Here is a 23755-nt window from a genome sequence, read left to right as displayed (position 1 = left end):
CGTTTCAGTCGTTGGTGAGGGAGTCGATGAGGGTGCGCACGCGCCCGGCGATGTCGTCGCGAATCGCGGCAACACCCTCGGGTGAGGCGAGGGCCGGGTCGCCCACGGCCCAGTCCTCGTAGCGCACCCCGGGGATGATCGGGCACACATCCCCGCACCCCATCGTCACGACGACATCGGCGGCGCGCACCGCATCGTCGGTGAGGGGCTTCGGGAATGCGGCGTCGGTGCGCTGGCCGCCTTCGATCTCGGTGAGGAGAGAGCGCACGTGCGGGTGCACGTCGGCCGCGGGTGCGGATCCGGCTGAGCGGGCGACGACCCGGCCATCGGAGAGTTGGTTCACGAGTGCGGCTGCTAGTTGCGAACGGCCCGCGTTCTGGACGCACACGAACAGCACCTGCGGCACGCCGGTTTTCCGTTCACGGGCGAGGTCTGTCAGGCGTTGCCGAGCGAACCGCTCTGTCAGGGGAATCAGGTGCTGGGGGACACGGGCGGCGCGGGCAAGACCCGCAAACGACTCCCTCACCATCGCAATCACGAGGTCGCGGCTTTGGTCCGCGTGTTCGTCTGCGAGTTCCTCGGCGAGACGTGTCACCCGGGCATCCATTTCGACCAGTGCGTCGGCCTTCGCGAGGGCCGCATCGCTCGTCTCGCTAGTTTGGTTCGCCAGCGCTGCGGGGGCGAACGCGTCAAGCAGGGAGCTGACCGCGTGCTGCTTCTCGGGTGCGATGCGGTACCAGACCCAGGTACCTCGCCGCTCGGAGGCCAACAGTCCGGTGTCCTTGAGCACTTTCAGGTGATGGGAGACAGTGGGCTGGGAGACGTCGGCGAGTTCTGCAAGGTCGCACACACACGATTCACCGCGCGGGTCGGTCGCAATGGCCGACAGCACGCGCAGTCGGAACGGGTCAGCGAGGGCCTTCAAAGTGCTCGCGACGGTGGTCGCTGCGCTCTCGCCGATCGCATGCGCCATGGACGGAGTGCAGGTGTCTGTCATGATGTCCTCGTCTCAATTGCCGGGTCGGTTGCGGCTTCCGTCACTGGAACTGCGACGGAGTTGAACGGGTCGGTATGGAACCAGGCACGTGCCACCCACAGCGAAACATAGACCAGCCCGACGAGCACGGGCACCTCGATGAGGGGCCCGACCACTCCTGCGAGGGCTTGACCTGACGCAGCGCCGAACGTGCCGATCGCAACCGCGATCGCGAGTTCGAAATTGTTGCCTGCCGCAGTAAACGCCAACGTCGTGGATCGCGCGTATCCGAGCCCGAGGCCCTTCCCGAGGAGGATTCCTGCGAACCACATCACCAGAAAGTAGATGAACAGCGGCAACGCAATCCGGGCAACATCGAACGGGTTCTCGGCGATAGCCTCACCCTGCAACGCGAAGAGCAGCACGATCGTGAACAGCAGCCCGTAGAGCGCCCAGGGCCCAATGACTGGGAGAAACTTCTGTTCATACCAGACGCGGCCGCGGCGCTTCTCACCGATCCAGCGAGAGGCGAACCCGGCCATGAGTGGCACGCCGAGGAACACAAGCACGTTCAACGCGATCTGCCACAGCGACACCTCAAGCCCTTGTGTGTCGAGACCGAGCCACCCAGGTAGCACGGTCAGGTAGAACCAACCGAGCACCGAGAACATGACCACCTGAAACACGGAGTTGATCGCGACGAGTACCGCGGCCGCCTCGCGGTCACCGCAGGCGAGATCGTTCCATATCACCACCATCGCGATACAGCGTGCGAGGCCCACGATGATGAGGCCCGTGCGGTATTCGGGGAGGCCTGGTAAGAAAACCCAGGCGAGCGCGAACATGACTGCCGGGCCGACCAACCAGTTCAGCAGCAGCGAGGAGACCAGCAACTTCTTGTCGCCGGTGACCGCGGCAACCTTGTCGTACCGGACTTTCGCGAGCACCGGGTACATCATCACGAGCAGCCCGAGTGCGATGGGAACCGAGATGCCGCCAACTTCCAGGCGCGCCAGTAGCCCAGATAACGCTGGCACGAATCGGCCCAGCAGCAGGCCAGCGACCATGGAGAGCCCGATCCACAGTGGTAGCCACTTGTCGAGCGTCGACATCCGCTTCGGTGTGATGAGGGATGCAGGGGTGGTCGTCGTCCTCATGCGATCACGTCTTCAATCTTTGCCGCGATCACGGGCTTCGGATGCGCGCCGATCAGCACATCTACACGTTCGCCTGCGCGGTAGAATCCGATGGTGGGTATCGACGTCACTCCCGCAGCAGTCACCGTTTCCGGGTTGGCGTCGGCATCAACCTTCACAACTTTCACCCGGCCCGCATACTCTTCCGCGAGCGTGTCGAGGATCGGCGCAATCGCCTTACATGGGCCGCACCATGCTGCCCAGATATCCACGAGCACTGGTAACTCGGATTCGATGACTTCAGCGTGGAAGGTGGCATCGGTGACATGGGTGATGCTCATGCGGAGACCGCCAGAACCCGTGCGTCGGCGGCGCCGTCTGGTGCCAGCTGAGCGAGATAGTGCTGCGCATCCTGGGCGGCTGCGCACCCGGTCCCTGCAGCAGTAATCGCTTGCCGGTAGGTGTGATCCACAAGGTCGCCCGCGGCGAACACGCCGGGAAGGTTCGTGCGCGTCGAAGGGTGGTCCACAAGAACATACCCATCGTCGTCTGTCGCGATTTGGTCGTTCACAAGTTCGGATCGAGGGTCATGCCCAATCGCGACAAACACCCCGGAGACATCGAGATCCCGTTCGGCGCCAGTCACGGTATCGCGTAGCCGAAGCCCGGTGACTTGATCCTCGCCAAGGATCTGCATCACTTCACTGTTCCAAGCGACCTCGATCTTCGGGTCAGAAAGTACACGTTGCGCCATGATCTTCGATGCGCGAAACTCACCGCGCCGATGAACCAAGATCACCTGTGATGCAAACCGAGTCAAGAATAACGCCTCTTCCATGGCCGAGTCGCCACCGCCGATCACGGCGATCTTCTGCTCGCGGAAGAAGAACCCATCACAGGTTGCACACCATGACACGCCGTGCCCAGACAGGCGCTCTTCTTCGGGGAGCCCAAGCTTGCGATACGCCGAACCCATCGCAAGGATCACCGCGCGGGCGCGATAGGTCACGCCATTCCCCGTCTCGATGGTCTTCACGTCACCTGTGAGTTTCAGGTTGGTCGCGTCGTCATACACGATGCTGGCGCCGAAGCGTTCGGCCTGTGCTCGCATCCTCTTCATCAGGTCGGGGCCTTGAACACCATCCAGGAAGCCGGGAAAGTTCTCTACCTCGGTGGTCGTCATCAGTGCGCCGCCCGCGGTCACCGCTCCCGCAATCACCACCGGCTCCAGACCGGCGCGCGCCGCGTACACAGCGGCTGTGTATCCGGCAGGCCCAGAACCGACGATGACCAACTCAACTTCTTGATTCGACATACTTCTATATTGATAGAAATCGAAATGACTATCAAGTCTGGTTGGCCCCCGTCATCAACTGTTCATGTTGGGGTGCGCTCGCTCTTGGGTTATGGCTTGCGAATCAGTGGCGATTCGAAACCATGCGGCCCGTGGTGTCGAAGAGTTCCAGCTCGTCAGGATGCAGTTGGTGCTGGCAGACGAACGAGCGATCCTTGATGCGCCAGAGGCCCTGGCCAATGCCGAGACCGGGCAGTAGCTTCTGTTCCGTACCGGTGAGCCCGAGTGCTCCGGCAGTGACACCGAGTTGGTCGGATTCCTGCCGGTAGATGATCCGCGTCTCGGCGTTGGCCAACAAACTGTTGGCGAGCGCGCGCATGGCGGAACCTTCGTCACCGACGTTTTCCAGGTCGGTCAGCTTATGGAAGATCAGCATGTTCGCGATCCCGTAGTGACGTGCGAGTCGCCAATGGGCATCCATCCTTCGCAGCAATGCTGGGTGGGACATGAGTCGCCAGGCTTCGTCGTAGATGCACCAGCGTTGGCCGCCGTTGGGATCGAGCAGGGCGGACTCCATCCACGCTGAGGAGCAGGTCATGAGTACCGAGATCAGCGTGGAGTTCTCGGTCACGCGTGAAAGGTCGAGTGAGATCATGGGCAACGTCGGATCGAAGGTCACCGTTGACGGGCCGTCGAAGAGCCCGGCGAGGTCTCCAGCCACAAGCCTTCGGAGTGCATGCCCGACCAGCCTCCCGTCTTCGGCGAGTCTCCCCTCGGGGTCGGCGTCCTGAGCAGGGGCGAGGATGCGTTCGACGACCATTGGCAAGATTGGTACATCGTTGCTGCGCACGACCTCGGTCAGTGCGGTGTCGATGGCTGTGTGTTCCAGCGGGGTGAGGGGTCGAGTAAGAACGGTCTCAGCGAGTGCGCCGATCAGGTCGCGGCGCCGAGACGCGACGGTGGACGCCCAGCTCTCGTCGCTCATGCCTGAGGGGCGGTAGCCTTCGTCGAGCGGGTTGAGTCGTGTGGCGAGTCCGTGCCCGAGCGCGATTGCCCGTCCGCCGACGGCTTCGGCGACGGCCGTGTGCTCGCCCTTCGGGTCACCTGGCACGTAGACGCGGCGCCCGAATGGGAGGGACCGTGTGTAGAGGCTCTTTGCAAGACTGGACTTCCCGGAGCCTACGATGCCCGCGAGCACGAGGTTCGGGGCGGTAATAATACCGCGGGCGTAGAGCACCCACGGGTCGTAGACGAAGGAGCCGCCGGAGTACAGATCTTGGCCTACGAAGACGCCGTCGGATCCGAGGCCGCCCTCCGCGAGGAATGGGTACGCCCCTGCGAGGGTGGCAGAGGTGTCCTGATGTCGGGGCAAGCGGAACCTGCCTGGTGAACGCAGCTGAGTGGGGCCCTGCTCCCCGGCGGCGGGGAGATACGATGTGCCCCGACGCTCAGCCAACTCGGCCAGATACTTCGCGCGGGTTTCTTCGCGTTCCGAGTGCTGCTGCTCGATCTGTAGGTTTGCTGCCGCCTTTTGACGTTGCTTGCGCACTCGACGCTTCTCAGACGCCGGAGCAACGAGGACCGCCGTATGGAGTCGCTCGGCTTCATCCCGGTTCATAGACCCAGTCCTCGCTGTTGCTTGAGTGCCGTGATGTTCGCAGGCTCGAACCAAGATGCTCGCTGCTGACGCGGCGCCGCTCGGCGTGCACCAAGGCCGCGCGAATCGTTCGGAAGTCCGTCTTCGGCTTCGATGGTGTGGAGTCGATAAAGGGCGACGTGGTCGAAGCTGTGACTGTAGGTGAGGTGGTAGTCACCCTCGCGCAGCTCGTGCTCCAACGGTCCGCTGGGCGGCTCGTCGTAGACATACCCGTTCTCCATCGCCGCGCTCGTGGTCTCGTCTCCGTAATCCCAGCTCTTCAGGTGGTCGAGTCCGGCGGTAGGGCCGTCGGTGTCGATCATGTCGAGCACCTCGTCGGCTTCTTCACCATGGATGAAGACGACGTTGAGCCACCGAGTTGCCGGGGTGTTTTCTGTCGCGGGCGCGTCGTACCAGGCGACACGACTCGCTGCAGATGCTGCGGCGTTCAGTCGATCCTCGGCTTGGTCGATGCATGTTGCCGCCTGGTGCAACTCATCGGCGGCAGCGACCGCGTCCGCTGATCCAACGGCATGGTCGCCGTGATCGTCGAACGCACGGGCACGATTGCTTATGTGGGCAGTAGCGAGCTGATCGAGCACCTGCCTCAGCGAACGGACTCCCGACAGCAGGTCGCCGAGCACACCGTAGAGATCCTGGGGGTTCTCGAAGTTGCGTGACGCATGCGCGAGCCCGCGCAGCGCCTCGGATGCTTCACCGGCATCGGCGCCGGGATCGTAGAACGTTGGCATGGCGGACTCCCTGCGCTGAAGATCGGACACAAGAGAGGTATGCGAACCGTCCCGGGGAAATCGAGCCGACTACGATTTGTGTAGAGGAGAGCAGGAGGACACTGATGAGCGACGAACTTGATCTGAGCAACCAGGCGAGCGAAGAAGATGGAGTTGTCGTTTACGGCGATGGTGTCGGGATCGCTCTTCTCGGAGACCCCGGAGCTGTGGAGCGATTCCTTAAGCGGCGCGGACTGTGGGCTAGTTCAGAACCGTTCGGTCTGAACAAGCTTGGTGCACTAGTGGAGACCGGTTCTCAATTGACCGAAGCGGTGTCACGGATTGCGGCCGAATCAGGGCGATACCTGAAGCTCACGAAGGAATCGGCTCAGAACGTGAAAGAGTTCGGGCTCATGCCCACTAAATCCCCGGGGATAAGCCATGCAATGCTCGGTGACCCCGGTTCAATCGCTAAGTGGCTCCAGATTGAGGATAACTCGTTCTCCTTCCTGACGAACCCTGCCTTGCTGTCCGGCGCGGCGGGGATCATGATGCAAGTTGCCCGGCAACAAGAAGCACGCGAACTAAAGGCGCTTCTAGTACGCATTGACGAGAAGCTCGATGACGTTCGCCGCAGGCAACGTGATGAGGTACTGGCCCGAATGGACCGGGTCGCTCTTCAAATTGAAAGCGCGCAGAGGGTCCGGGAACATGGCGGCGATCGGGAGACTGTATGGGCCAAATTGCTTCCCGAGGCTGGAACACTTGCGCAAGTTCAGACTGACGCACTGCGAGCGCTTGAAGCGCTCGCTGACAAGGTTGATGCAAAAGCCACAGTTGGTGGACTCAGCAAGGCTCTGAAAGAAATCGAACGGGAAGTTGCCGTATGGCTGGCAGTACTATCGCGGTGCTTTCAGCTCCAAGACGATTACGCAGTAATTGAACTCGAACATGTCCTTGAAACTGCCCCATCGGCTCTTGAAGGCCACCGTCTTGGGATACAACACGACCTTAGCGATCGCCGCGACAAGATCGTCGACAAATCACGCCATTTGCTGCTACGGATGCATGAAGCCGGAGGCGTAGCTCAGGGGAACGTCCTATTGCACGTGAGAGCCGCGGCTGCAGTAATTAACTCAATCAACACAGTTGGTGACTCAATTGATGAGTTTTATGCCCCTCTCGGGATTGAGCCCCAGCGACGCGAGCTAACTCGTACTAGGTGGCGGGATGCGGTTCGCGACCCGAAGCAATGGCAAAATGCGGCCGCAGATGCGGGACCCAAAGTTGCTGTGGCCGGACTCACTGTAGGTGCGGTTGTAGTTGCCGCGGTACTCAAGGGCGACGACTCCAAGGGGCTGTCGGACGGAGAGGCGTGAACGCTCCCATTACACGTTCCGGCATAGCGGCAGGGCTGCGGCGGTGAACGCCTGGGCCTGCTGACCGACGAGAAGACGCGTGTCGCAAGACGCCTGGATCGCAGCTTGTTCGATGGCGGCGACTGCGGCGTCGAGGTCATCTGCGGTTCGCGCCGAGACTGAGACGAGCCCCGTGTAGCGGAGCACACCGTGCCCGGCAGTGAGGTCAGCTTCTTGCTGGAGCACATCGTGAAATTCCGCCGTCTGCGATGCATCCTCGATCTGACCGATCCGCTGACGCTGGGCAGCATCCGAGATGTACTCGGTCTTCTTCTTGCGGATGTCGCGCGCCGCCTGATCAGAGCGCATCGGGGTGCACAGAAGCGAGAATGATCGTTGGATCCCCGTCGAGAGGAGCAGTGGTGCGAGGAAGCCTGGGTAGACCATCGACCGCGGCCATTCCGAGATCCACAGCACCGCGTGGAATGCCGAGTCGGTGCGCAGCCTCGACCAAGACTCGTTGACGGCGACCGGCCCGGCCGTCGCGAGGGACTGCCCAAGTTCACCGTGCCGTTCGAGCGTTGCGGCGACGGCAGGGTCGTAAGCCGATCGCAGGATCACCGCGATCTCACCGCACGTCAGCCAGGACGATGGTGAGAGGTCAGCGGATCGCAACGCGGCAACGAGCGTGGACATCTCTTGACGGAGCACTGCCGCCGCGCCGCGGATGCCGCCACCGGCAGTGCGGATCTGGCGTGATGCTGAGCGCATGTCGAGGGAGAGAGACAGCGTGGTCGCGTGACGTTCTCCGGCGGGCCCGGCGCGGTCGATCAGCTCAGCGTACGTGGTTGAGGCCCAGGAGGCGTCGGCGTTGCCATGCGACGCCCACCATTCGGCAAGCCCTGTCCCAGAGTCGGGCAGCGTTCGTTCCAGCACCTGGAGCATCGAGATGCGTCCTGATCGGCATACGGTTGCGAGCACGCGGCCCCACGAGCTGACTCGACGTTCCTGTTCGCCTGGGTCGAGAAGCACGAATGCGGGATGCGAGACTGCGACGATCGCCGTCAGCGTTTCAGCGGTCGGATCATGCACCATCCCTGCGCCCGTGGTGGGGTCGTCGTACTCGCGGAGCCGCGCCATATCGCCAGGAAGCGCAAGAGTCCCCGCTGGGCGAGGTTTCACAACTCGTCGACGGTAGAGAAGTTGCCCACCCGTTGTCTTCCACATCCACCAGAAGACCACAGGGATCCATTCGACGATCGCGCGTCCAGCGATCCGGATCCACACCACGGCCGCCGCGGCAAGCCACACGGGTGCAGAGAATGCGATGAGAATGCCGCCACCAGCGTAGAACGCCCATACGAGCGTGCCGACCCCGAGACCGAGAGCAACCAGTTGCGACAGCGACAGCCCGAGTAGGACACCTCGGCGAGTAAGCCGGGAGAACTTCACCGGGACGAGGTCACCGGCGCGTTGCGCGTCGTGATTCTTCGGCATGATCGGTCACTCCTTGCCGTTTGGCCGGGGCCGCGGGGTGCTAGGCGGTGCGGGATCTGATCGTGGTGCTGGCGGTTGCGGAACAGAGGGAGCCTCTGTTGCAGTCGGCGTCGTAGCCGGGGCAGCCCCGATTTCACCTGCGCCAGTCATCGCTGTTTCGGCGGTGCCACCGATCGCTTGCCCAACCTTCGGCCCAGCGGTCGCTGCTCCCTTGACGACTTCGGCTCCGATGATCACGGCTGCTGCAGGCCCGACCGCCGCGGCAGCTCCAGCACCAGCGCCCGCTCCAGCACTGGCTCCAGCACTTCCGCTCGCGCCGGTTCCCGCTTTGGCTCCTGCTGCGGCTCTACTGGTACTGGCTCCAGATGGGGTCGTTGTGCCTCGCGCACCGCTCGATGCGGGAGTTGCGCCGGAACTATCGCCGGAGCCGCCATCCAGGACTCTCTTCACGCCGTCTCCTTGCGGCTTCGATGGAACAGGAACGGGGCGGTTGACGGCGTTCTTCACTTCCTGCTCGCTTCCCATCGCCTGGTAGAGGTCGAAGCCCAGGAACGAAATGAATCGGTAGACCATGTAAGGCGCGAACGCGGCGATGAACAGCAGCACAATGCCCGAGATCGGTTCGGTCACGGAGGCGAGGTCAGCTTCGATCGGTGTCGAGACCTGGGTGATGGCGATGAGGAACACGATGACCTGCACGAGCTTCGACACGATCAGTGCGACGACGAACGCCACCCATTTGCCGATCCATCCGCGAGTGACGTCCCAGGCAGCACCGGCGAAGGCGATCGGCGCAAGCACAATTGCCACGAGCAGCAGAGCTTTGCGAATGAGGAGTGAGAACCAGACGATCGCGACCGCGCAGATCATGAGCCCGGCGAGGAAAATCGTGATGATCGCTCCAACGCCGGGCGCAGCAATGTTGATTGTGGTGAGGCCCGCGGTGAGCAGCGCGATCTTGTCGCCCATTGTCTCGGTGGTCTCTCCCGCAGCTTGGACGATGCCGATGGAGAGCTGGTCGACGATCTCCAACGCCGTTGCCGTCAGCGTGATGACGACAAACGAACCGAGCACAGCCTTGGCCGCACCGAGCGCTGCGCGCGAGAGCGCAGCAGGTTCGCGCCGGATCAGTCCCAGAATGAGTTGGAAGCAGAAGAAGAGCAGCACGATGAAGACACCGATACCGAAGAGCAGGTTGTAGACGTCGAGGTAGCCCTGCGACTGGACGTCGACGAGGGTGGTGCTGTCGAAGACGGTCCACATGGATTCGATGAGCCATCCGGCGGCTTGCCCCATCGTCGCAGCCAGCCAGTCGAATGGGGCAGACACCAGCGTTGCGGCGCCCTCACCGACCGCATCGCACACACTGGAGATGACGGGGATATCGCAGACACTCATGGCGTTGCTCTCGAAGTCGGTGGATTCGCGAAGCTCACACCTGCTGCCCGACGTTCCAGAAGAAGTTGATCAGCGTTACGGAGGCACCGCAGATGATGGCGGCGCCACAGGAGACGAGTACGCCGAACTTGCCGCGGGAGGCGAGGTGGGGATTGGATGAGTTCGCGCCGAATCCCCACACGATCGCCGACACGATCAGTGCGAGCACGGACAGGATCAGCCCGATCGTCATGACGGCGCCGACGATGACGCGCAGCTGCCCGATTCCGGGCAACCCCGAGTCGTTGGGAGTCACGTCGATATTCATTGGCAGGACTGCGGTGAGGGTCGTGATGAGTTCGAACACGGTGGCTCCTTGGCGTGAACACCGCCCGCGGCGGTGACGGAACAGGGTCGAGAGCCAGGTGCGCAGATCATCTCCCGCGGGGCATAGCCCGATCCGCCAAGTCCACTCGCCGAGCCACGAACGCGGGCACTCGGTCGTACTACCTCAACCTCATGCCGTCAGCGACGATGTGTCGCGAACGTCCTTCAGAGGTAGCGGCAGATGGACTCTGGAGCGCAGGGTTCGGATGCGGTTGCCGTGGCGTTTGCGCGAAGCTCGACGATGTTGGAGCGCAAGGCCTGCAACTTTTCGATCTGCGCGTCGATGTCTACGAGCTGACGGTCAAGGAGGCCTCGCACGTGATCGCAGGGCGAATGGCCCGAGTCACGAACATCCAGAATCTCTGCGGTTTGTGCCAGGGTGAGCCCGGCGGCACGTGCCCGGTCAATGAATTCAAGCCTCTGAATTGACTCGTCCCCATAGCTGCGGTACCCAGTCGGGGTTCGTTCTGGCTGCGGCAGTAGCCCGCGCTCTTCGTAGTACCGGAGGGTCGACGTAGTAGTCCTTGCCTTTTCGGCGAGTTCCCCGATCCGCATCGTGACACCTCCGGAGTCAGCTTGACCTTCAACCGTACTTGAAGGTTCATCCTATTACGAGTGGTCGAACGTACGGCCCGGTTCGATAGGGGGAAGTACCATGACACAACACAGCGAGTTCGACCTTGCGGTGATCGGCACTGGCGGCGCGGCAATGTCCGCAGCAATCCACGCTCGCTTGGAGGGTGCGAGCGTCGTCGCCATCGAGTCCGGCACCCTCGGCGGTACCTGCGTGAACGTTGGCTGTGTGCCTTCGAAGACGCTCCTCGCGGCCGCTCACATACGCCACGCCGCGATCTCGAGTCCGTTCCCGAGCGTCTCCACGATTGCTGGCAACGTTGACCTCGCCGCGCTCATGCAACAAAAAGACGAGCTGGTCGGCATGCTCCGCCAAACCAAGTACGCAGACATCGCCACCGCGTACGGATTCGAGATCCTTCCCGGCACAGCCACGTTCGCCAGTCCATCCACGCTGCTCGTAGATGGCCAACCGGTGCGTGCCAAGTCGTATCTCATCGCTACCGGTGCAGAACCACTCATCCCGGCAGTCCCCGGTATCGAACAAATTGAGTACCTGACGTCGACCACAGCGATGGAACTGACTGAGCTGCCCGATTCGCTGGTCGTGATCGGCGGGGGTTTCGTTGGTCTGGAACAAGCGCAACTCTTCGCCCGGCTCGGGGTCGACGTCACCGTCATCGGACGGCACGCCTCGCACACCGAACCCGAACTTTCCTCGGAACTCCGCAAGGCCTTCCTGGATGACGGAATTACTGTCATTGGTGACCGTGCCGCGAGCATCGCACGTATCGACGGTTTGGCGCACGTGACGACGGCCCGGGGGACTGTGGCTGTGGGTGAACGGGTACTCGTAGCCACCGGCCGCACGCCGCGCACCGAGAGACTCGACCTTGCCGCGGCGGGCATTGCGACCGACGCGCGCGGTTTCGTCATCGTCGACGAACTGCAGCGGACAACCAACCCGGCCGTGTTCGCCGCCGGTGACGTCACCGATGCACCCCAGTACGTGTACGTCGCCGCGATGGCAGGAAAGATCGCTGCGCGGAACGCACTCGGTAGCGCTGAGCATGTTGACTACACCGGGCTCCCCTCCGTGCTGTTCACCTCGCCTCAGCTTGCTTCCGCCGGGATCACCGAAGCAGACGCCATCGCCGCCGGATACCGGTGCGCTTGCCGCTACCTGCGACTGTCCGATGTGCCCCGAGCGATCGCCAACCATGACACCCGCGGTGGCATCAAGATTGTCGCCGATGCTGACACCGGCAAAGTTCTCGGCGTCCACGCCCTCGCCGACACCGCTGGGGAGATGATGCTCGCCGCGACCTACGCGATCAAAGCCGGATTCACCGTCACGCAACTCGCCGACACGTGGGCTCCGTACCTCACCATGGCGGAAGGCATTCGCCTCACAGCGAACCTCTTCCGCAACGAACTCCCCACCTCCTGCTGCGCCTGACACAAGAGCCGGGCTCAGCGATGTGGTGGTCCAAGTGGTATCCGCGACCCCTTCAGCACCGGCACCGACCGCGTGATCGATGCCTACGCGGTCAGCGTGGGCTCAGTTGAGGCAGCGGCGCCGAGCGCGTCGTCTGGGCCGCTGACACGCGGAGCACACCAGGACACTCAGCCGCCAGGTAGCAATCACAGCACGCTGCCATGTACGTAGTCGGCTACGAGGTCAGAGGCCGAAGGCACCGCCGCTCACGAGGATGAAGATGCCCAGGCCGATGAGCACGATCGGAAACAGGATGTGTTCCCAGCGTTCCAGGAGTTCGGCGATCGGTCGGCGGGTGGCGACGAACTTACCCAGGCCGACGAGGGCGGCGACCAGGGCGAGGAACACGATGCAGTGCGCCACCACGGCCGCTGGGCCCACGCTGAGGAAGACCGGGACGTAAACGCCGATGTTGTCCCCGCCGTTGGCGAAGGTCACCCCGGCCACCGTCCACACCCCAACCTTTTTACCCTCGACCTTTGCCTCATCGTCATCGTCCGCACCGCGGTTGCGCCAGGCTTGCCACGCAGCCCAAAGTCCCAGCCCCAGCGGAATGAGTCCGAAGTAGGGGATGACCTCTGGCGGCAGGAACGCCCCTGCCCCGAGCGTCACCAGCACGGAGGCGCCCAGGATGCCGATGAACCCGAGGTACTGTCCGACCAGGATTCGGGCGGTGGTCCCGCGCTGGCCCGCGCCTCGGGCGAAGAACAGTGAGAGCACGATGATGTCATCGATGTTCGTGGCGATGAATAGGCCGATCGCCTGCAGGACGGAGGACAGGATCATGCGCCCACCGCCGCGTTCCAGTAGCCTGGCGACCCAGCGCTTCCGGCAGCCGCGTGCCGTTGATGCTCTGCGACCATCATTGTTCGTTCCTGGTGTGGTGTGGGCCTCGGAGGTAGAGCAGGAGGCCGAGGGCGACGCCGACGCCGAGGATGACGTCGGCAAGGTTTCCGATGAACAGGTTGCCGTAAGCGAGGAAGTCGGTGACGTGACCGCGGCCGAACCCGGGTGGGGCGAACAGCCGGTCCAGGAGGTTGCCGACTGCGCCGCCCCACACTAGGCCGATCGCGACCGCCCACCCGGCCGATCGAGTGCGCGCGGCCGCGATGAGTAGGGCGATGGATGCCGCGGTCGCGATGACGGTGAGCAGCCACGTTGAATCGGACCCTAAGGACATGACGGTGCCGGGGTTGAAGGCGAGCTGCAAGCCGAGCCAGTCTCCCAACAGCGGGATGCGGTCATCCTCACTGAGCTGTGCGAGGGCGAGTGCCTTGCTGCCTTGGTCGATCAGCACTGCGCCGGCGGCGACGGCGCACGCGAGCAGGAACCAGCGGAACCGGACGCGCGCCACCGTGCGGGCAGAACTCGCTTCCACGGCTTCCGCTGATCCCGGGGAGGGAGCGGAGCCGTCAAGGGGATCGGTCATGCCTTCGTGCGCCGCGCAGCACGGAGCCCGTTGAGGATGACGACGACTTCCGCGACCTCGTGCACGAGCACCACCGCGGCAAGTCCGAGGACTCCAGTGATTGCCAACGGCAGAAGGACGACGATGATCGCGATCGACAGCACGACGTTCTGGTTGATGATGTTGCGGCCGCGGCGGGCGTGGGCAAGGGCCTGCGGGATGAGGCGCAGGTCGTGGCCGGTAAATGCGACGTCGGCCGACTCGATCGCGGCATCCGCGCCCTTGGCCCCCATCGCGATCCCAACATCCGCGGCCGCGAGAGCGGGAGCATCGTTGATGCCGTCGCCGATCATGGCCGTGGGCTGAGACTTCGACAACTCCGCCACGGCCGTGGCCTTGTCCTCGGGGCGCAGCTCGGCGCGCACGTCCTTGATGCCGGACTGGTCGGCCAAGGCAGCGGCGGTCCGCGCGTTATCGCCGGTGAGCATCGTCACCCCGATCCCGCGGCGGTTCAGCGTGGCGATGACCTCGGGAACCTCGGGGCGTAGCTCGTCCCGCACCCCGATCGCCCCGGCTGGCTGATCGTTGCGGTGGACGATGACGACGGTCATCCCCTCGGATTCCATCGCTTGCGCCTGGTCGGTCAGCGTGCCCGCGTCGAGCCAGCGGGGGCTCCCCACGGCGAGACGGGCACCGTCGAGGGTGCCGGTGATGCCATGTCCGGCGGTCTCGGTGACGCCTTCAGCGATCGGGGCATCGAATACGGCATTCGTGATTGCGGCGGCCAGCGGATGCGTACTGTTGCCTTCCAGGCTCGCCGCCCAAGCTAGCGCGTCTTCTTCGGTCACGCCCGCGGCGGTCACGACGCGAGTCACGGTGGGCTCGTTGCGGGTCAGGGTGCCAGTCTTGTCGACGGCAAGGTGACGTATGCCGCCGAACCGTTCGAACGCAGCCCCGGACTTCACGACCACCCCGAACTTCGAAGCAGCGCCGATCGCGGAGACTACAGTCACCGGGACGGCGATCGCCAACGCGCACGGCGACGCGGCGACCAGCACCACCAGGGCGCGGGTGATCCACAGCTCCCAGTCGCCGGTCAGCAGCGACCCGAGCACGCCGACTAGCACGGCGAGGATCATCACGCCGGGCACCAGCGGTCGGGCGATCCGGTCGGCCAGGCGGGCACGGTCGCCCTTCTCAGCCTGCGCCTGTTCGACCAGCTCCACGATGGTGGTGAGCGAGTTGTCGGTGCCTGCGGCGGTAGCCTCGACCTCGAGAACGCCGGTGGTGTTGATCGACCCGGCCGACACGTCGGTGCCCGGTTCGACCTCGACCGGGATCGACTCGCCCGTGATCGCGGACGTGTCCAGGCTGCTCCGCCCGGCGCGCACGGTGCCGTCGGTGGCGATCCGTTCGCCCGGCCGGACCACGAGGAAATCCCCGACGCGCAGCTCCTTCGCCTCGACCTCGGCCGTGGCGTCGCCGCGTTTGACGAGTGCGGTGTCGGGCACGAGCTTCAACAGTGCCCGCAACCCGGCGCGGGCACGGTCCATCGCCTTGTCTTCCAGCGCCTCCGCGATGGAGTACAAGAACGCCAGCGCGGCGGCCTCCTCGACGTAGCCGAGGATCACCGCACCGGTGGCGCTGATCGTCATCAGCAGCCCGATGCCGAGCTTGCCCTTCGTGAACAGCTTGCGCAGCGCACCCGGTACAAACGTGGACGCGCCCAGCAGCAAGCCAATCCAAAACAGCACCAGACCCGCGGTCTCGGCGCCGGTCCACTCGCACACCAGACCGGCGGCGAACGCGACACCCGAAGCGATCGGGATCAGAACGCTGGGGCTCCGATACCACGGCCGATCATCGTCATCATCGTCGTCGAGGTCGACGTGCTCGACCTGCGAACCCGTGACGGCGCTCACGCCCGAGCCTCCCCCGCCACGCAGCCCTCGACTCCGCAGTCGGGGTCCATGCACGGCACGCTCTCGTCGACCGCAAGCGTCACGTCCACCAGCGCCGTCAGCGCGCGGGCGAGGTGCGGGTCTGCGACCTCGTAGCGGGTCTGCCGACCCTCGGGCTCGGCCACCACGATCCCGCACCCGCGCAGACACGTCAGGTGGTTTGACACGTTCGAGCGTGAAAGCCCCAAATCGCGAGACAGCACCGCCGGGTAGCTCGGGCCAGCCAGGAGGGTCAGGAGGATGCGAGAGCGGGTCGGGTCGGCCATCGCCCGACCGAGCCGGTTCATCACGTCGATTCGATCCGTAAGAGTCAGCATCCAATGACTATACATCATCTGATGTACTTCAGCGTACCCGGTAACTTGACGCTGGTCTCGGCTGCCAAAACGTCTTGATGGACTTCGCATCAACAACTCAAACGCAAACGGTCAGAGCGAAAAGATCGCGACAGCACCATGCCATGGCCAAGGCCAGCAGCACTGCTACAGCTGTCCGCCGACGTTGATGAGCCAGTTCACCCAGGTGACGCCGCCACCGGCGAGGATCGCGGCTCCGAGTGCGACAAAGACCCCCGCGCGCGCCTTCGCGGCGACCGCAGGGTTGCCCGTTGACGTGGCGATGGCCCAGGTGATCGCGCTGATGGTGATCATGAGCACCGCGACGATCAGGATGACGGTGACCATCGCACCGATCACAACTCTGAGGTCACCGATGCCGCTGAGGCTGCCGAAGTCAGGAAACACGTTCATCGGAGACCGCCTCCAAGCGCGGAACATCCGGCTCCTGCCGTAGCTTCGGGGAGATCTGCGGCGTTGTGATCATTGAGCCATTTCGCGGCATCCACTGCTTCGCCGTTCGTTCCACCTGGTCGAACCTCGAAGTGCAAATGTGGGCCCGTTGAGCGCCCGGATGACCCCACATCGCCGATGTGTTGCCCCGCGATGACGCGCTCACCGACGGTGACGTGGATGCCGTGCTGCCACATGTGCGCATAGGCCGTCGCAACCGTCACACCACCGAGGAGGTGCTCGATCACGATGAGGCCGCCGTATCCGCCAGAGAACTCGGCAACCGTCACGACACCGTCAGCCGCGGCGAGGATCGGCGTCCCATCAGGCGCGGCGAAGTCCGTTCCGCTGTGGAAGGCGCTCTCGCCAGTGAGGGGATCGGTTCGTGGACCGAAATCACTGGTGTGCACCCAGGTTCCCTCCGGCAAGGGGAACACGACGCGCGAGGCCTCCGCCACGTCGACGACAGACGATGCAGTGGTCGTCGCCGTCGCCGTCGCTGCCGATGCGCCACGCGTGAGTGTCGTGAGGATCGTCTCGGCGACGGGCTCGTAGTTGTTGTATCGGTCGGGGTATGCCGACACTTCGACTGCTTGCGCGACTTCCCCCTTACCCATGCTCTGCCAGCCCGGGATGTCAAGGAGGCCCCGGGGTGACGGGTAGTTGGGGCCCGTCGGGCCGCCGAAGAATGCTTTGGCTTGGTACTCGGGATCCATCAGCTCTGCGACCGAGCCCCAGCCCGATTGCGGTCGCATCTGGAACAGGCCGAGTGAGTCGTGATCGGAGCCATTCCCATCGTTCGGATAGTTGCCGGACTCGGGGTAGGCGCCGGTGTTCGCAAGCTGTCGAAGCATTGACTCGGTCAGCGTTGCCATCAGCGCGATCTGGACGGCGTCCCTCGTGATGCCGTCGATGCTCGATCCAACGGTGATGATCGTTGCCGCGTGCGTGAGCTGTTGTTTGTTCAGGGTGAACGTCTCGCCGTTTGCGGTCGTGACCACGAGAGAGTCCGGCACGTTTCCGACGGTGAGTCCCGACGAGGCAAGACATGAGGTGATAGCAGGATTCACCACCAGTCCGACGGTGACGAGTCCGAGGGTCGGTGCGAGCAACATCAAGGCGACCACTGCGATCGCGAGCTTCTTCATCATGAGCCAGTCGTCCTAACGCAGCGGATTGTTCAATTGCGAGAGCCGCAGGACGTAGCAAGGGTCGTCGGCTGGGCACGCGATGAAGATCGTGAACGCGACCGGATGCTCTGCGGTGATCGGGTCGCCGTTCCACACGCCGGATCGATGGCGGATGCCCTCGATCGTGTAAGCGACGGCACCGTCGGGCAGCTGCCCTGGGCGCGCCTGCGAGAGCGCCTCAGCCCAGGCATTCGGCACGAACACTGAGATGATCTCCAACCGCTGCGTCGTTGCGTACGGTCGCAGCTGCGCCCACGCGCTCGGCGTGGGCAGGTAAGTGGCGATGTCGGCGGCGAGTCCCGACTGTTCGAAGCCGGTCGGGTCGGCGGCGTCGAGGATGACGGCGGTGTAGTCGAGCGGCAGGAACCCACTGCCGGTGTCCCAGGTGAACAGTGCCGCGGCGACGCTGCGTGCGAACGCCTCGGCGTCGGTGGTCTGTGGGATCGACGGGATCCGAGGTGGTGAGGTCGGCTCACGAGAAGGTTCTGCGCTCGGAGCAGCACTCGACAATGGAGGATCAGTTGACTCGGTGGGTTGCTCGGATCCAATGACGAGTCCGTAGATGCCGATTCCAGCGACAAGGATCGCCAGAGACAGCGCCGCGATGAGGGCGATCAGAGTGCGGCGTGCGCGGGGAGCGGTAGGAAGCTTCATGCGGGACAGGTGCGCCGCATCAGTCTCGGCTCAGAGGGCGCGAAGGTTCCCCACCTGGGTCGCCGACTCGGCGTCCGCACTATCGATGTCCCGCGCGGCACGGAGTCGCTCAGCGACCTGAGCGGTGGCTTCAACAACGTGCAGGAACATCTCGATCTCGGCGTCACTCAGTTGGCGAGCCAGTTCGTCGACGTCGAAGTGCCGCCACCAGCCGTCGAGTTCCGTCCACGTGACAACGAATGCGCGAATCGGCCACGGCTCGTCGCCGTCGACGCGCGAGGTCAGCGCGGTCGGTGAAGGTCGCCGTTTGGGCTTCGGAGCGTTCTTGATGCGCGCAAGTGCTTCCTCAGCCAGCTTCGCCACATCCACAACGTCACCATCGGGTTGTGCCGCAGTCACGAGCTGTCGAGCGCGCTGGAAGCTCGGGTGCACGGGAGCGCCTGAGCCGATGAGTTCCAGCTCGGCCGCGATGCCTTCTCGTACGGAGTCGGGCTGACTCTCGTCGTTCGCTATCTGCTGCAGGTAGTTGATCTTCTCCAGGGTCGTGTGAGAGGCGCCCTCCGGGATCATGGCGGCGGCCTGCTCGCGCGCGTCTCCGACAGAATCTGACGGTGCCGCAAATTTTGCGGCACCGTCATTTCCCGGCTGGTTCTCGGTGCTAAATCGTGATGCTTCTTGGCGACGGGCGGCATCCTCAGCCATCAACGTTTTGATCTCGCGGTATAGGGCGGCGTTTTCCAGTTGGGTGAGCGACTTGTGCAGCGCGTTGTCGTCTTGCTCAGCAAGCAGGTGTGCAAGCTCGCCCGAGATGCCCGAGCGCACCCAGACTTTGACGTGCATCCACCCCAGTCGCTTGATCGCGGCCAGCCGACGGGCACCACACACGAGATTGCCCTCCGGCGTCACAGTGATTGGTTGCAGCAGCCCGTCCCGTTCGATCGACGCGGCGAGGAGGTCGAGTTCCCCGAGATCCCTGCGGTGACGATGGCCAACGTGGATTGAGTCGACAGCTCGCTCCAGCTCAATGTGCCCGTCGTGCGTGCTCATCGTCCGCTCCCGTGTCTGGGTGCGGACGTCACGATGATCGACACGAGGTCGTCATCGAGCAGCAGGTCAGGAAGAGTCTCGCCAACAAGGATGCGAAGGAGGATGCCGCGGCCGGTGCTCGTCGCGCGATACGCGGGGTTGGGATGTCCGAGCAATGCATGCAGCAGGGCCGACCACGCATCGCCGGGAAGATCGAGGAGCGCACGAGCATGCTTGTCGCGGCGCAGCACTTCGTAGGCGCTTTGCCGAGACCCTGCCCGTGCGATCGCGCCACACACGTGCTCGATCGCGGAGCGCGTCGTGCTCTCCGGCCAACCCAACGTCGCGAACAACGCGATTGAGACCTCGATCGCCTGTTTGGCGGTGCCTACCTCGTCATTCTTGTCGACGTCGTCAACCTCAGTTTCGAGGTAGTTGTCGACCACATGGAACGCGGGATGGTAATCGGCCAGTGGATTCTCGCGGTCGGCGAATCGTTCTGGGTCATGGAATGCGGAGACGTGCGGGCGTCGAGCTTGGTGCGTGGCGCACAGCAGCCCCTGCCCGCGCTCTTCGGCGATGCACGTGATCTGAACGCCGCGAGTGACGACTGCCCAGGGGTCGTCAGCCTCGCGCGCCGAACGAGTTCGCATCACGTCGAAGGCTGCGGACGCGGCCTCCCACGGGTCGAGCCCGTGTTTGCGAGCGAGCGCCCCATACTTCTCGGCAGCAAACGCGGCGAGTTCAGCGGCTACGCGGTCGTGTTTCCAGGCGCGGGCTCCCGACTGGTGCAACCGGTGCAGCAGGGTGCGCAACCCTTCGCTCGTGGTGAAGTCCTCGCGAGGGTGCGATGGGGAATAGTGAGTGGTCATGACAAGAGCACCTCCTGCTACGCAGGTGCGCACCCGCTCCCCGCTGGGGAGGTTGGATGCGGATGAGGTGCCCATGACGATGTCCGCTCTTCACGATCAGGCGGCGCCGATCGAACTGCGGCCCGCATCCGTTCGAGTGGCACCGCGCCCAAACGCTGACAGCGGAGGGAGGCGACGTGCACGTTCGGCGATGCGTCGGGTGCCGTCCTGTGCCGCTGCGCGCGTGCGCCGATGCAGCTCGGACTGGAAGTTGATCCCCGCACCAGCCACGCGGGCGCTGCTTCGCGCCACCAGATCTGTCGGGCGCACCCATTCGACACCGCGCCCTCGGTATGTCGCAGGATCACGCATCGCGCCCCTGCGCTGATTGCGGAGCCTCGTCAACTCGACCGCTTCGTGCCTCGTCGTGACGTCGACGGTTTGCGCATCGATGGGGTGGTTGCCGACGTCGGCCGTGTTCTCGTTCATGTTGTGTCCTCTGTTTCGTCGGGTGTCGAAAGCGCCCGCTCATGCTCGGTAGGTGTGCTCGCGAACCAGCGACCGACGGTCGACGGATGCACGTCCAGCTCGCGGGCGATGCGCTTGTTCGACCACCCTTCTTCACGCAAGGCGGTCGCCTGTTCCTGGGGCGAGAGGAGCGCGTCATCGGAGTGCTCCTCGGCGGCCTCGGGCGTACGCATGAACAGCACCGTCAGGTGCGTGATTGCCAACAGCACGACCGGTGGAACGGCAGCGACCGCCGCGGCAAGCACGCTTGGAACGTCGGCATCGGCGGCGACCACGGCGTGGATCGAGTTTGCGGTCACCGAGACGGCTGCGGCTCCCGCAAGCAGCGTCCATGGATACCAGGCCGAGCGTGACCCGGCGAGGGCGACGACGGCAACGGTCGAAACGACGATGACGCCGTCGACAATGAGTGGCCAGGCCCATGCTTGACCCGCGCCGATGCCCGAGCGGGCAGCGAGATCCGCCAGGGAGGTAAACGACAGCCAAAACGCTCCCGCAGCGATGAAGACCGTGCCCGCGACGGCGGTGATGATCGCCGATCGGCGCGCCCGAATGGTCCTCATGCCAGAGCCCGTGAATCCGTGACCGGTCGCGGTCGGTGGGGCGGCGTCATTGGTGCGTCCGCGGGTAAGCGTTGAGGCGACGGGCCATGCACGGATCGATAGGCCGAGCGGACGGTCGTCGTCACTTCGCGCTCGCTGAGCCCAGCTGACGCACCCGCGGCCGTGAGAGCGTCGAGCGCCGCGCCTGTGGGAACGTCTTGCTCCGCCATTTTGCAGGCCGCCCAGAAGACACCATGGTTCCGCTCGCCCTCTTGGAGACGGGATACCCAACTCGTCAACCGCGTGAGATCAGCGGACGCCATCGCAGACGCTGCACCGCGCGGGCCCGCGGAACGCCGCGGAGGATCCAAGAAATCACGAAGGCGTCGGGAGTCCAACCGGCTGTCGGTTCCGCGAGCGAGCTGCAGCGTCTTGTAGTGGCGCGCTTCACCCGCATTGGCCCGCGATGAAGGCGGCACGATGATGTAGCCGCCGTCGCCTCGGAAGTCGATTCCCGCTCGCGCCGACTGCCACGACCTCTGATGCGCATCGCCCCTCGCAGGGAAGTACAAGTGCAGGCCGCCCGACGGCGTTTCCAGCGCTGCGACCCAGCCATCCACCAGCCCTTCGCGCCGCGCACGCTCCAGCGCCGCGTATCCGTCGACATCGCCATGAACGTCGACATCGACCACGACGAGCCCCGAGGCTGCGCCCGTCGGCACCCCAATGTTCGCGTTGGGCATCGCGGTCCACCAGCGCCCCACCACGTCCGCTTCGGCGCTCGCCGCGTGAAATCCTCCCGCGACAGCGGGGTGCTTCTCGCCAGCGGCACATGGGAAGACCGGGATGCCGTTCGCTGCCAACACGAGTGCGCTTCGACCGAGTGAGTCCTCGCGGCCCATTCGATCGAGTGCCTGCACGAATGAATCTGCCACGCTCATCACAGCCCCCGTGATTCGGGCGCTGGAGCGTCTCTAGAGATGGCCGCGCTTGTTGGCGCGGTGCCCGTGCGCTTCGCGGGGGCGGAGCTGGTACGACGGGCGGTGCGATCGAGCCCAGGGGGAGTGCCGTCGCCGATCATCTGCGTGTCCAGCTGGTCGAGGATTCTCATAGCGGTGGTGCGCACTCGTTCTCCGGTCGCGCGCACGATCTCCGCGGGCTCCTGCCCGTCGACCTTTGCAGCCCACGAAGTGACGTACGGAATCGTGTAGTCGCGGGTGTCCATGCCGTGTGCAGCGCCGATCATCAGCGCGACTGACTCGGCCTCCACCTCGCCGACACCCCGGTGCTGCCGTGCGGCATCTTGATCAGGGCCGTGCATAAGCACATGGGCGAGTTCGTGAGCAAGAGTCTTCACTCGCGCGGCGGGATCCATGTTCTCGCGTACTTTGACGGTCTTCTCCGTGTAGTCGGTGACACCGTTCGCACCGTGGATCAGGCCCTCGTGCTCTACATTGAGGAGCTGAAAACCTACCGCCTCGATTCGCTCGGCGAGTCCCGCCCAGAGGCCATCTGGTGCTTCGCCCTTCAGTAATGTCGGTGCAGGTGGAGTTGGAAGGGAGTCGCCGGAAGTCTGCGCCGCGTCCCACACATAGGCGGGGCGGACGCCGATCATCTTCGAGCGGACTTCCTCGCTCGGTCGAGGCATTTCGAATCGGTTGAGTCGCCGCCACGACGCCGGATCCGCAGGCGTCGGCGAGGCGAATCGACCGGTCACTGGGGCGAGGATCTGATACCCAGGCTGACCTTTCTCGACCTGGCGGCCCAACTGCTGCCATTGCTTGTACCCAGCCACGTACGACGGCATCGGCTCGGACACGAGCCCCGCCTCAAACGCGGCGGTGTGCTGCATCCAGATCAGTAACGTGTTGTTGAACGAACGGCTGCGGAACCTGGCTGCGAACTGGAGCGCAGCTGTCCAATCCTCGCCGGAAACCAGCTTGTCAACTGCTTCGGTCAGCTTCTCGTGCAGCTCATCGAGCTTCGCTTCGCGGGTGGCTCGGCGTTCATCTGTCGACACCATCGGGTGCTCTCCTCTCCGGCGCGCCACGTCGCAGGAGTGCGTGGCGATACACCGGTGAGGTGGGCGAGCGACTCCACAAACTCTGCGGATGCGCCTGCGTGTTCCAGATGCACGACGTAGCGACTTGTTGCGACGCGAGTGCGGGCGACAATGCGTGGGCAGCCAGGATCTGGGCATGGTTCACCTCCCTAGGAGCGATCGAAGGGTCCAGAGGCTCCCGGTCGTTGAGCATGCTCAAAACGTGCGGGGCTTCGTTTCTAACACCAATCGTTGAGCATGCGCAACCCTTGATTTGTTCATGCTCAACGGCTATATTGAGCA

At 64.2% G+C, this 23755-nt stretch carries 24 protein-coding genes and 1 pseudogene; 2 read left to right on the top strand and 23 right to left on the bottom strand.

Annotated features, from left to right (window positions below; translation table 11 throughout):
• Positions 1-4 precede the first annotated feature (4 nt).
• The 6 genes from QSJ60_RS16610 to QSJ60_RS16585 all read right to left on the bottom strand — a co-directional run bounded on the left by QSJ60_RS16610 (position 5) and on the right by QSJ60_RS16585 (position 5794).
• A complete protein-coding gene (locus QSJ60_RS16610) occupies positions 5-973 on the bottom strand; it encodes a metalloregulator ArsR/SmtB family transcription factor (RefSeq protein WP_245575489.1) in 969 nt (322 codons plus the stop codon).
• 20 nt (positions 974-993) lie between these two features.
• Positions 994-2088 carry an ACR3 family arsenite efflux transporter gene (arsB, locus tag QSJ60_RS16605; protein WP_502871409.1) on the bottom strand — a complete coding sequence of 365 codons (1095 nt, stop codon included), beginning with the start codon at positions 2086-2088 and terminating at the stop codon, positions 994-996.
• Between the two features lie 41 nt (positions 2089-2129).
• The gene (gene trxA, locus QSJ60_RS16600; RefSeq protein WP_026937347.1) at positions 2130-2453 is read right to left on the bottom strand and encodes a thioredoxin; all 324 of its coding nucleotides are present in this window, start codon (positions 2451-2453) and stop codon (positions 2130-2132) included.
• Positions 2450-3427 carry a thioredoxin-disulfide reductase gene (trxB, locus tag QSJ60_RS16595; RefSeq protein WP_285464657.1) on the bottom strand — a complete coding sequence of 326 codons (978 nt, stop codon included), beginning with the start codon at positions 3425-3427 and terminating at the stop codon, positions 2450-2452. Before trxB ends, trxA begins: the two co-directional genes overlap by 4 nt.
• 103 nt (positions 3428-3530) lie before the next feature.
• Positions 3531-5024 carry a putative type IV secretion/conjugal transfer ATPase gene (locus QSJ60_RS16590; protein WP_285464652.1) on the bottom strand — a complete coding sequence of 498 codons (1494 nt, stop codon included), beginning with the start codon at positions 5022-5024 and terminating at the stop codon, positions 3531-3533.
• The gene (locus QSJ60_RS16585) at positions 5021-5794 is read right to left on the bottom strand and encodes a hypothetical protein (RefSeq protein WP_285464650.1); all 774 of its coding nucleotides are present in this window, start codon (positions 5792-5794) and stop codon (positions 5021-5023) included. Before QSJ60_RS16585 ends, QSJ60_RS16590 begins: the two co-directional genes overlap by 4 nt.
• Positions 5795-5898: 104 nt before the next feature.
• Between QSJ60_RS16585 and QSJ60_RS16580 the strand changes: the two genes are divergently transcribed.
• Positions 5899-7152, top strand: a complete 1254-nt coding sequence (locus QSJ60_RS16580; RefSeq protein ID WP_285464648.1) for a hypothetical protein — start codon at positions 5899-5901, stop codon at positions 7150-7152.
• A 9-nt stretch (positions 7153-7161) separates the two neighbouring features.
• Here QSJ60_RS16580 and QSJ60_RS16575 read toward each other — a convergent pair whose 3' ends face one another.
• The 4 genes from QSJ60_RS16575 to QSJ60_RS16560 all read right to left on the bottom strand — a co-directional run bounded on the left by QSJ60_RS16575 (position 7162) and on the right by QSJ60_RS16560 (position 10947).
• On the bottom strand, positions 7162-8628 hold the full coding sequence (locus QSJ60_RS16575; RefSeq protein ID WP_285464646.1) for an SCO6880 family protein: 1467 nt from the start codon (positions 8626-8628) through the stop codon (positions 7162-7164).
• Between the two features lie 6 nt (positions 8629-8634).
• Complete coding sequence (locus QSJ60_RS16570; RefSeq protein WP_285464644.1) at positions 8635-10026, bottom strand: TrbL/VirB6 family protein; 1392 nt, start codon at positions 10024-10026, stop codon at positions 8635-8637.
• Positions 10027-10060: 34 nt separating this feature from the next.
• A complete protein-coding gene (locus tag QSJ60_RS16565; RefSeq protein ID WP_026937353.1) occupies positions 10061-10372 on the bottom strand; it encodes a DUF6112 family protein in 312 nt (103 codons plus the stop codon).
• 185 nt (positions 10373-10557) lie between these two features.
• Positions 10558-10947, bottom strand: a complete 390-nt coding sequence (locus tag QSJ60_RS16560; protein ID WP_026937354.1) for a heavy metal-responsive transcriptional regulator — start codon at positions 10945-10947, stop codon at positions 10558-10560.
• 100 nt (positions 10948-11047) lie between these two features.
• On the opposite strand from QSJ60_RS16560, the gene merA reads away from it, so the two are divergent.
• Positions 11048-12424 (top strand): mercury(II) reductase, encoded by a 1377-nt coding sequence (merA, locus tag QSJ60_RS16555; RefSeq protein WP_285464636.1) that lies wholly within the window; start codon positions 11048-11050, stop codon positions 12422-12424.
• Between the two features lie 222 nt (positions 12425-12646).
• Here the strand turns inward: merA and QSJ60_RS16550 are convergent, their stop codons facing one another.
• The 13 genes and pseudogenes from QSJ60_RS16550 to QSJ60_RS16490 form a co-directional block, all read right to left on the bottom strand.
• A complete protein-coding gene (locus tag QSJ60_RS16550; RefSeq protein WP_285464634.1) occupies positions 12647-13249 on the bottom strand; it encodes a cadmium resistance transporter in 603 nt (200 codons plus the stop codon).
• A gap of 76 nt (positions 13250-13325) precedes the next feature.
• The gene (locus QSJ60_RS16545) at positions 13326-13841 is read right to left on the bottom strand and encodes a signal peptidase II (RefSeq protein ID WP_036292217.1); all 516 of its coding nucleotides are present in this window, start codon (positions 13839-13841) and stop codon (positions 13326-13328) included.
• Positions 13842-13888: 47 nt separating this feature from the next.
• On the bottom strand, positions 13889-15793 hold the full coding sequence (locus tag QSJ60_RS16540; RefSeq protein ID WP_285464630.1) for a heavy metal translocating P-type ATPase: 1905 nt from the start codon (positions 15791-15793) through the stop codon (positions 13889-13891).
• Positions 15790-16149 carry a Cd(II)/Pb(II)-sensing metalloregulatory transcriptional regulator CmtR gene (gene cmtR / locus QSJ60_RS16535; protein WP_025102589.1) on the bottom strand — a complete coding sequence of 120 codons (360 nt, stop codon included), beginning with the start codon at positions 16147-16149 and terminating at the stop codon, positions 15790-15792. The genes QSJ60_RS16540 and cmtR overlap by 4 nt, the downstream gene beginning before the upstream one ends.
• Positions 16150-16314: 165 nt before the next feature.
• Positions 16315-16581 (bottom strand): DUF6112 family protein, encoded by a 267-nt coding sequence (locus QSJ60_RS16530; RefSeq protein WP_285464626.1) that lies wholly within the window; start codon positions 16579-16581, stop codon positions 16315-16317.
• A gap of 23 nt (positions 16582-16604) precedes the next feature.
• Positions 16605-17771 (bottom strand): annotated as a pseudogene (locus tag QSJ60_RS16525) (M23 family metallopeptidase); the annotation flags it as partial.
• A 12-nt stretch (positions 17772-17783) separates the two neighbouring features.
• Positions 17784-18464: a hypothetical protein gene (locus tag QSJ60_RS16520; RefSeq protein ID WP_285464625.1), complete on the bottom strand. Its 681-nt coding sequence runs from the start codon at positions 18462-18464 to the stop codon at positions 17784-17786.
• Between the two features lie 30 nt (positions 18465-18494).
• Positions 18495-19511, bottom strand: coding sequence for a ParB N-terminal domain-containing protein (locus QSJ60_RS16515; RefSeq protein ID WP_285464623.1), 1017 nt, complete (start codon positions 19509-19511; stop codon positions 18495-18497).
• On the bottom strand, positions 19508-20362 hold the full coding sequence (locus QSJ60_RS16510; RefSeq protein WP_285464622.1) for a hypothetical protein: 855 nt from the start codon (positions 20360-20362) through the stop codon (positions 19508-19510). Before QSJ60_RS16510 ends, QSJ60_RS16515 begins: the two co-directional genes overlap by 4 nt.
• Positions 20363-20458: 96 nt before the next feature.
• Positions 20459-20830, bottom strand: a complete 372-nt coding sequence (locus tag QSJ60_RS16505) for a hypothetical protein (RefSeq protein WP_285464597.1) — start codon at positions 20828-20830, stop codon at positions 20459-20461.
• Positions 20827-21432, bottom strand: a complete 606-nt coding sequence (locus QSJ60_RS16500; RefSeq protein WP_285464595.1) for a DUF2637 domain-containing protein — start codon at positions 21430-21432, stop codon at positions 20827-20829. The genes QSJ60_RS16505 and QSJ60_RS16500 overlap by 4 nt, the downstream gene beginning before the upstream one ends.
• Positions 21429-22352, bottom strand: coding sequence for a bifunctional DNA primase/polymerase (locus tag QSJ60_RS16495; RefSeq protein WP_285464593.1), 924 nt, complete (start codon positions 22350-22352; stop codon positions 21429-21431). The genes QSJ60_RS16500 and QSJ60_RS16495 overlap by 4 nt, the downstream gene beginning before the upstream one ends.
• The gene (locus tag QSJ60_RS16490; protein ID WP_285464592.1) at positions 22352-23434 is read right to left on the bottom strand and encodes an ArdC-like ssDNA-binding domain-containing protein; all 1083 of its coding nucleotides are present in this window, start codon (positions 23432-23434) and stop codon (positions 22352-22354) included. Before QSJ60_RS16490 ends, QSJ60_RS16495 begins: the two co-directional genes overlap by 1 nt.
• Positions 23435-23755 lie beyond the last annotated feature (321 nt).

It is taken from the genome of Agromyces sp. NBRC 114283 (assembly GCF_030268405.1).
GTDB classification, from domain to species: Bacteria; Actinomycetota; Actinomycetes; order Actinomycetales; family Microbacteriaceae; genus Agromyces; species Agromyces mediolanus.
The sequence above is the reverse complement of the archived record's forward strand: the minus strand, read 5'-3'. Positions and strand labels throughout refer to the sequence as shown.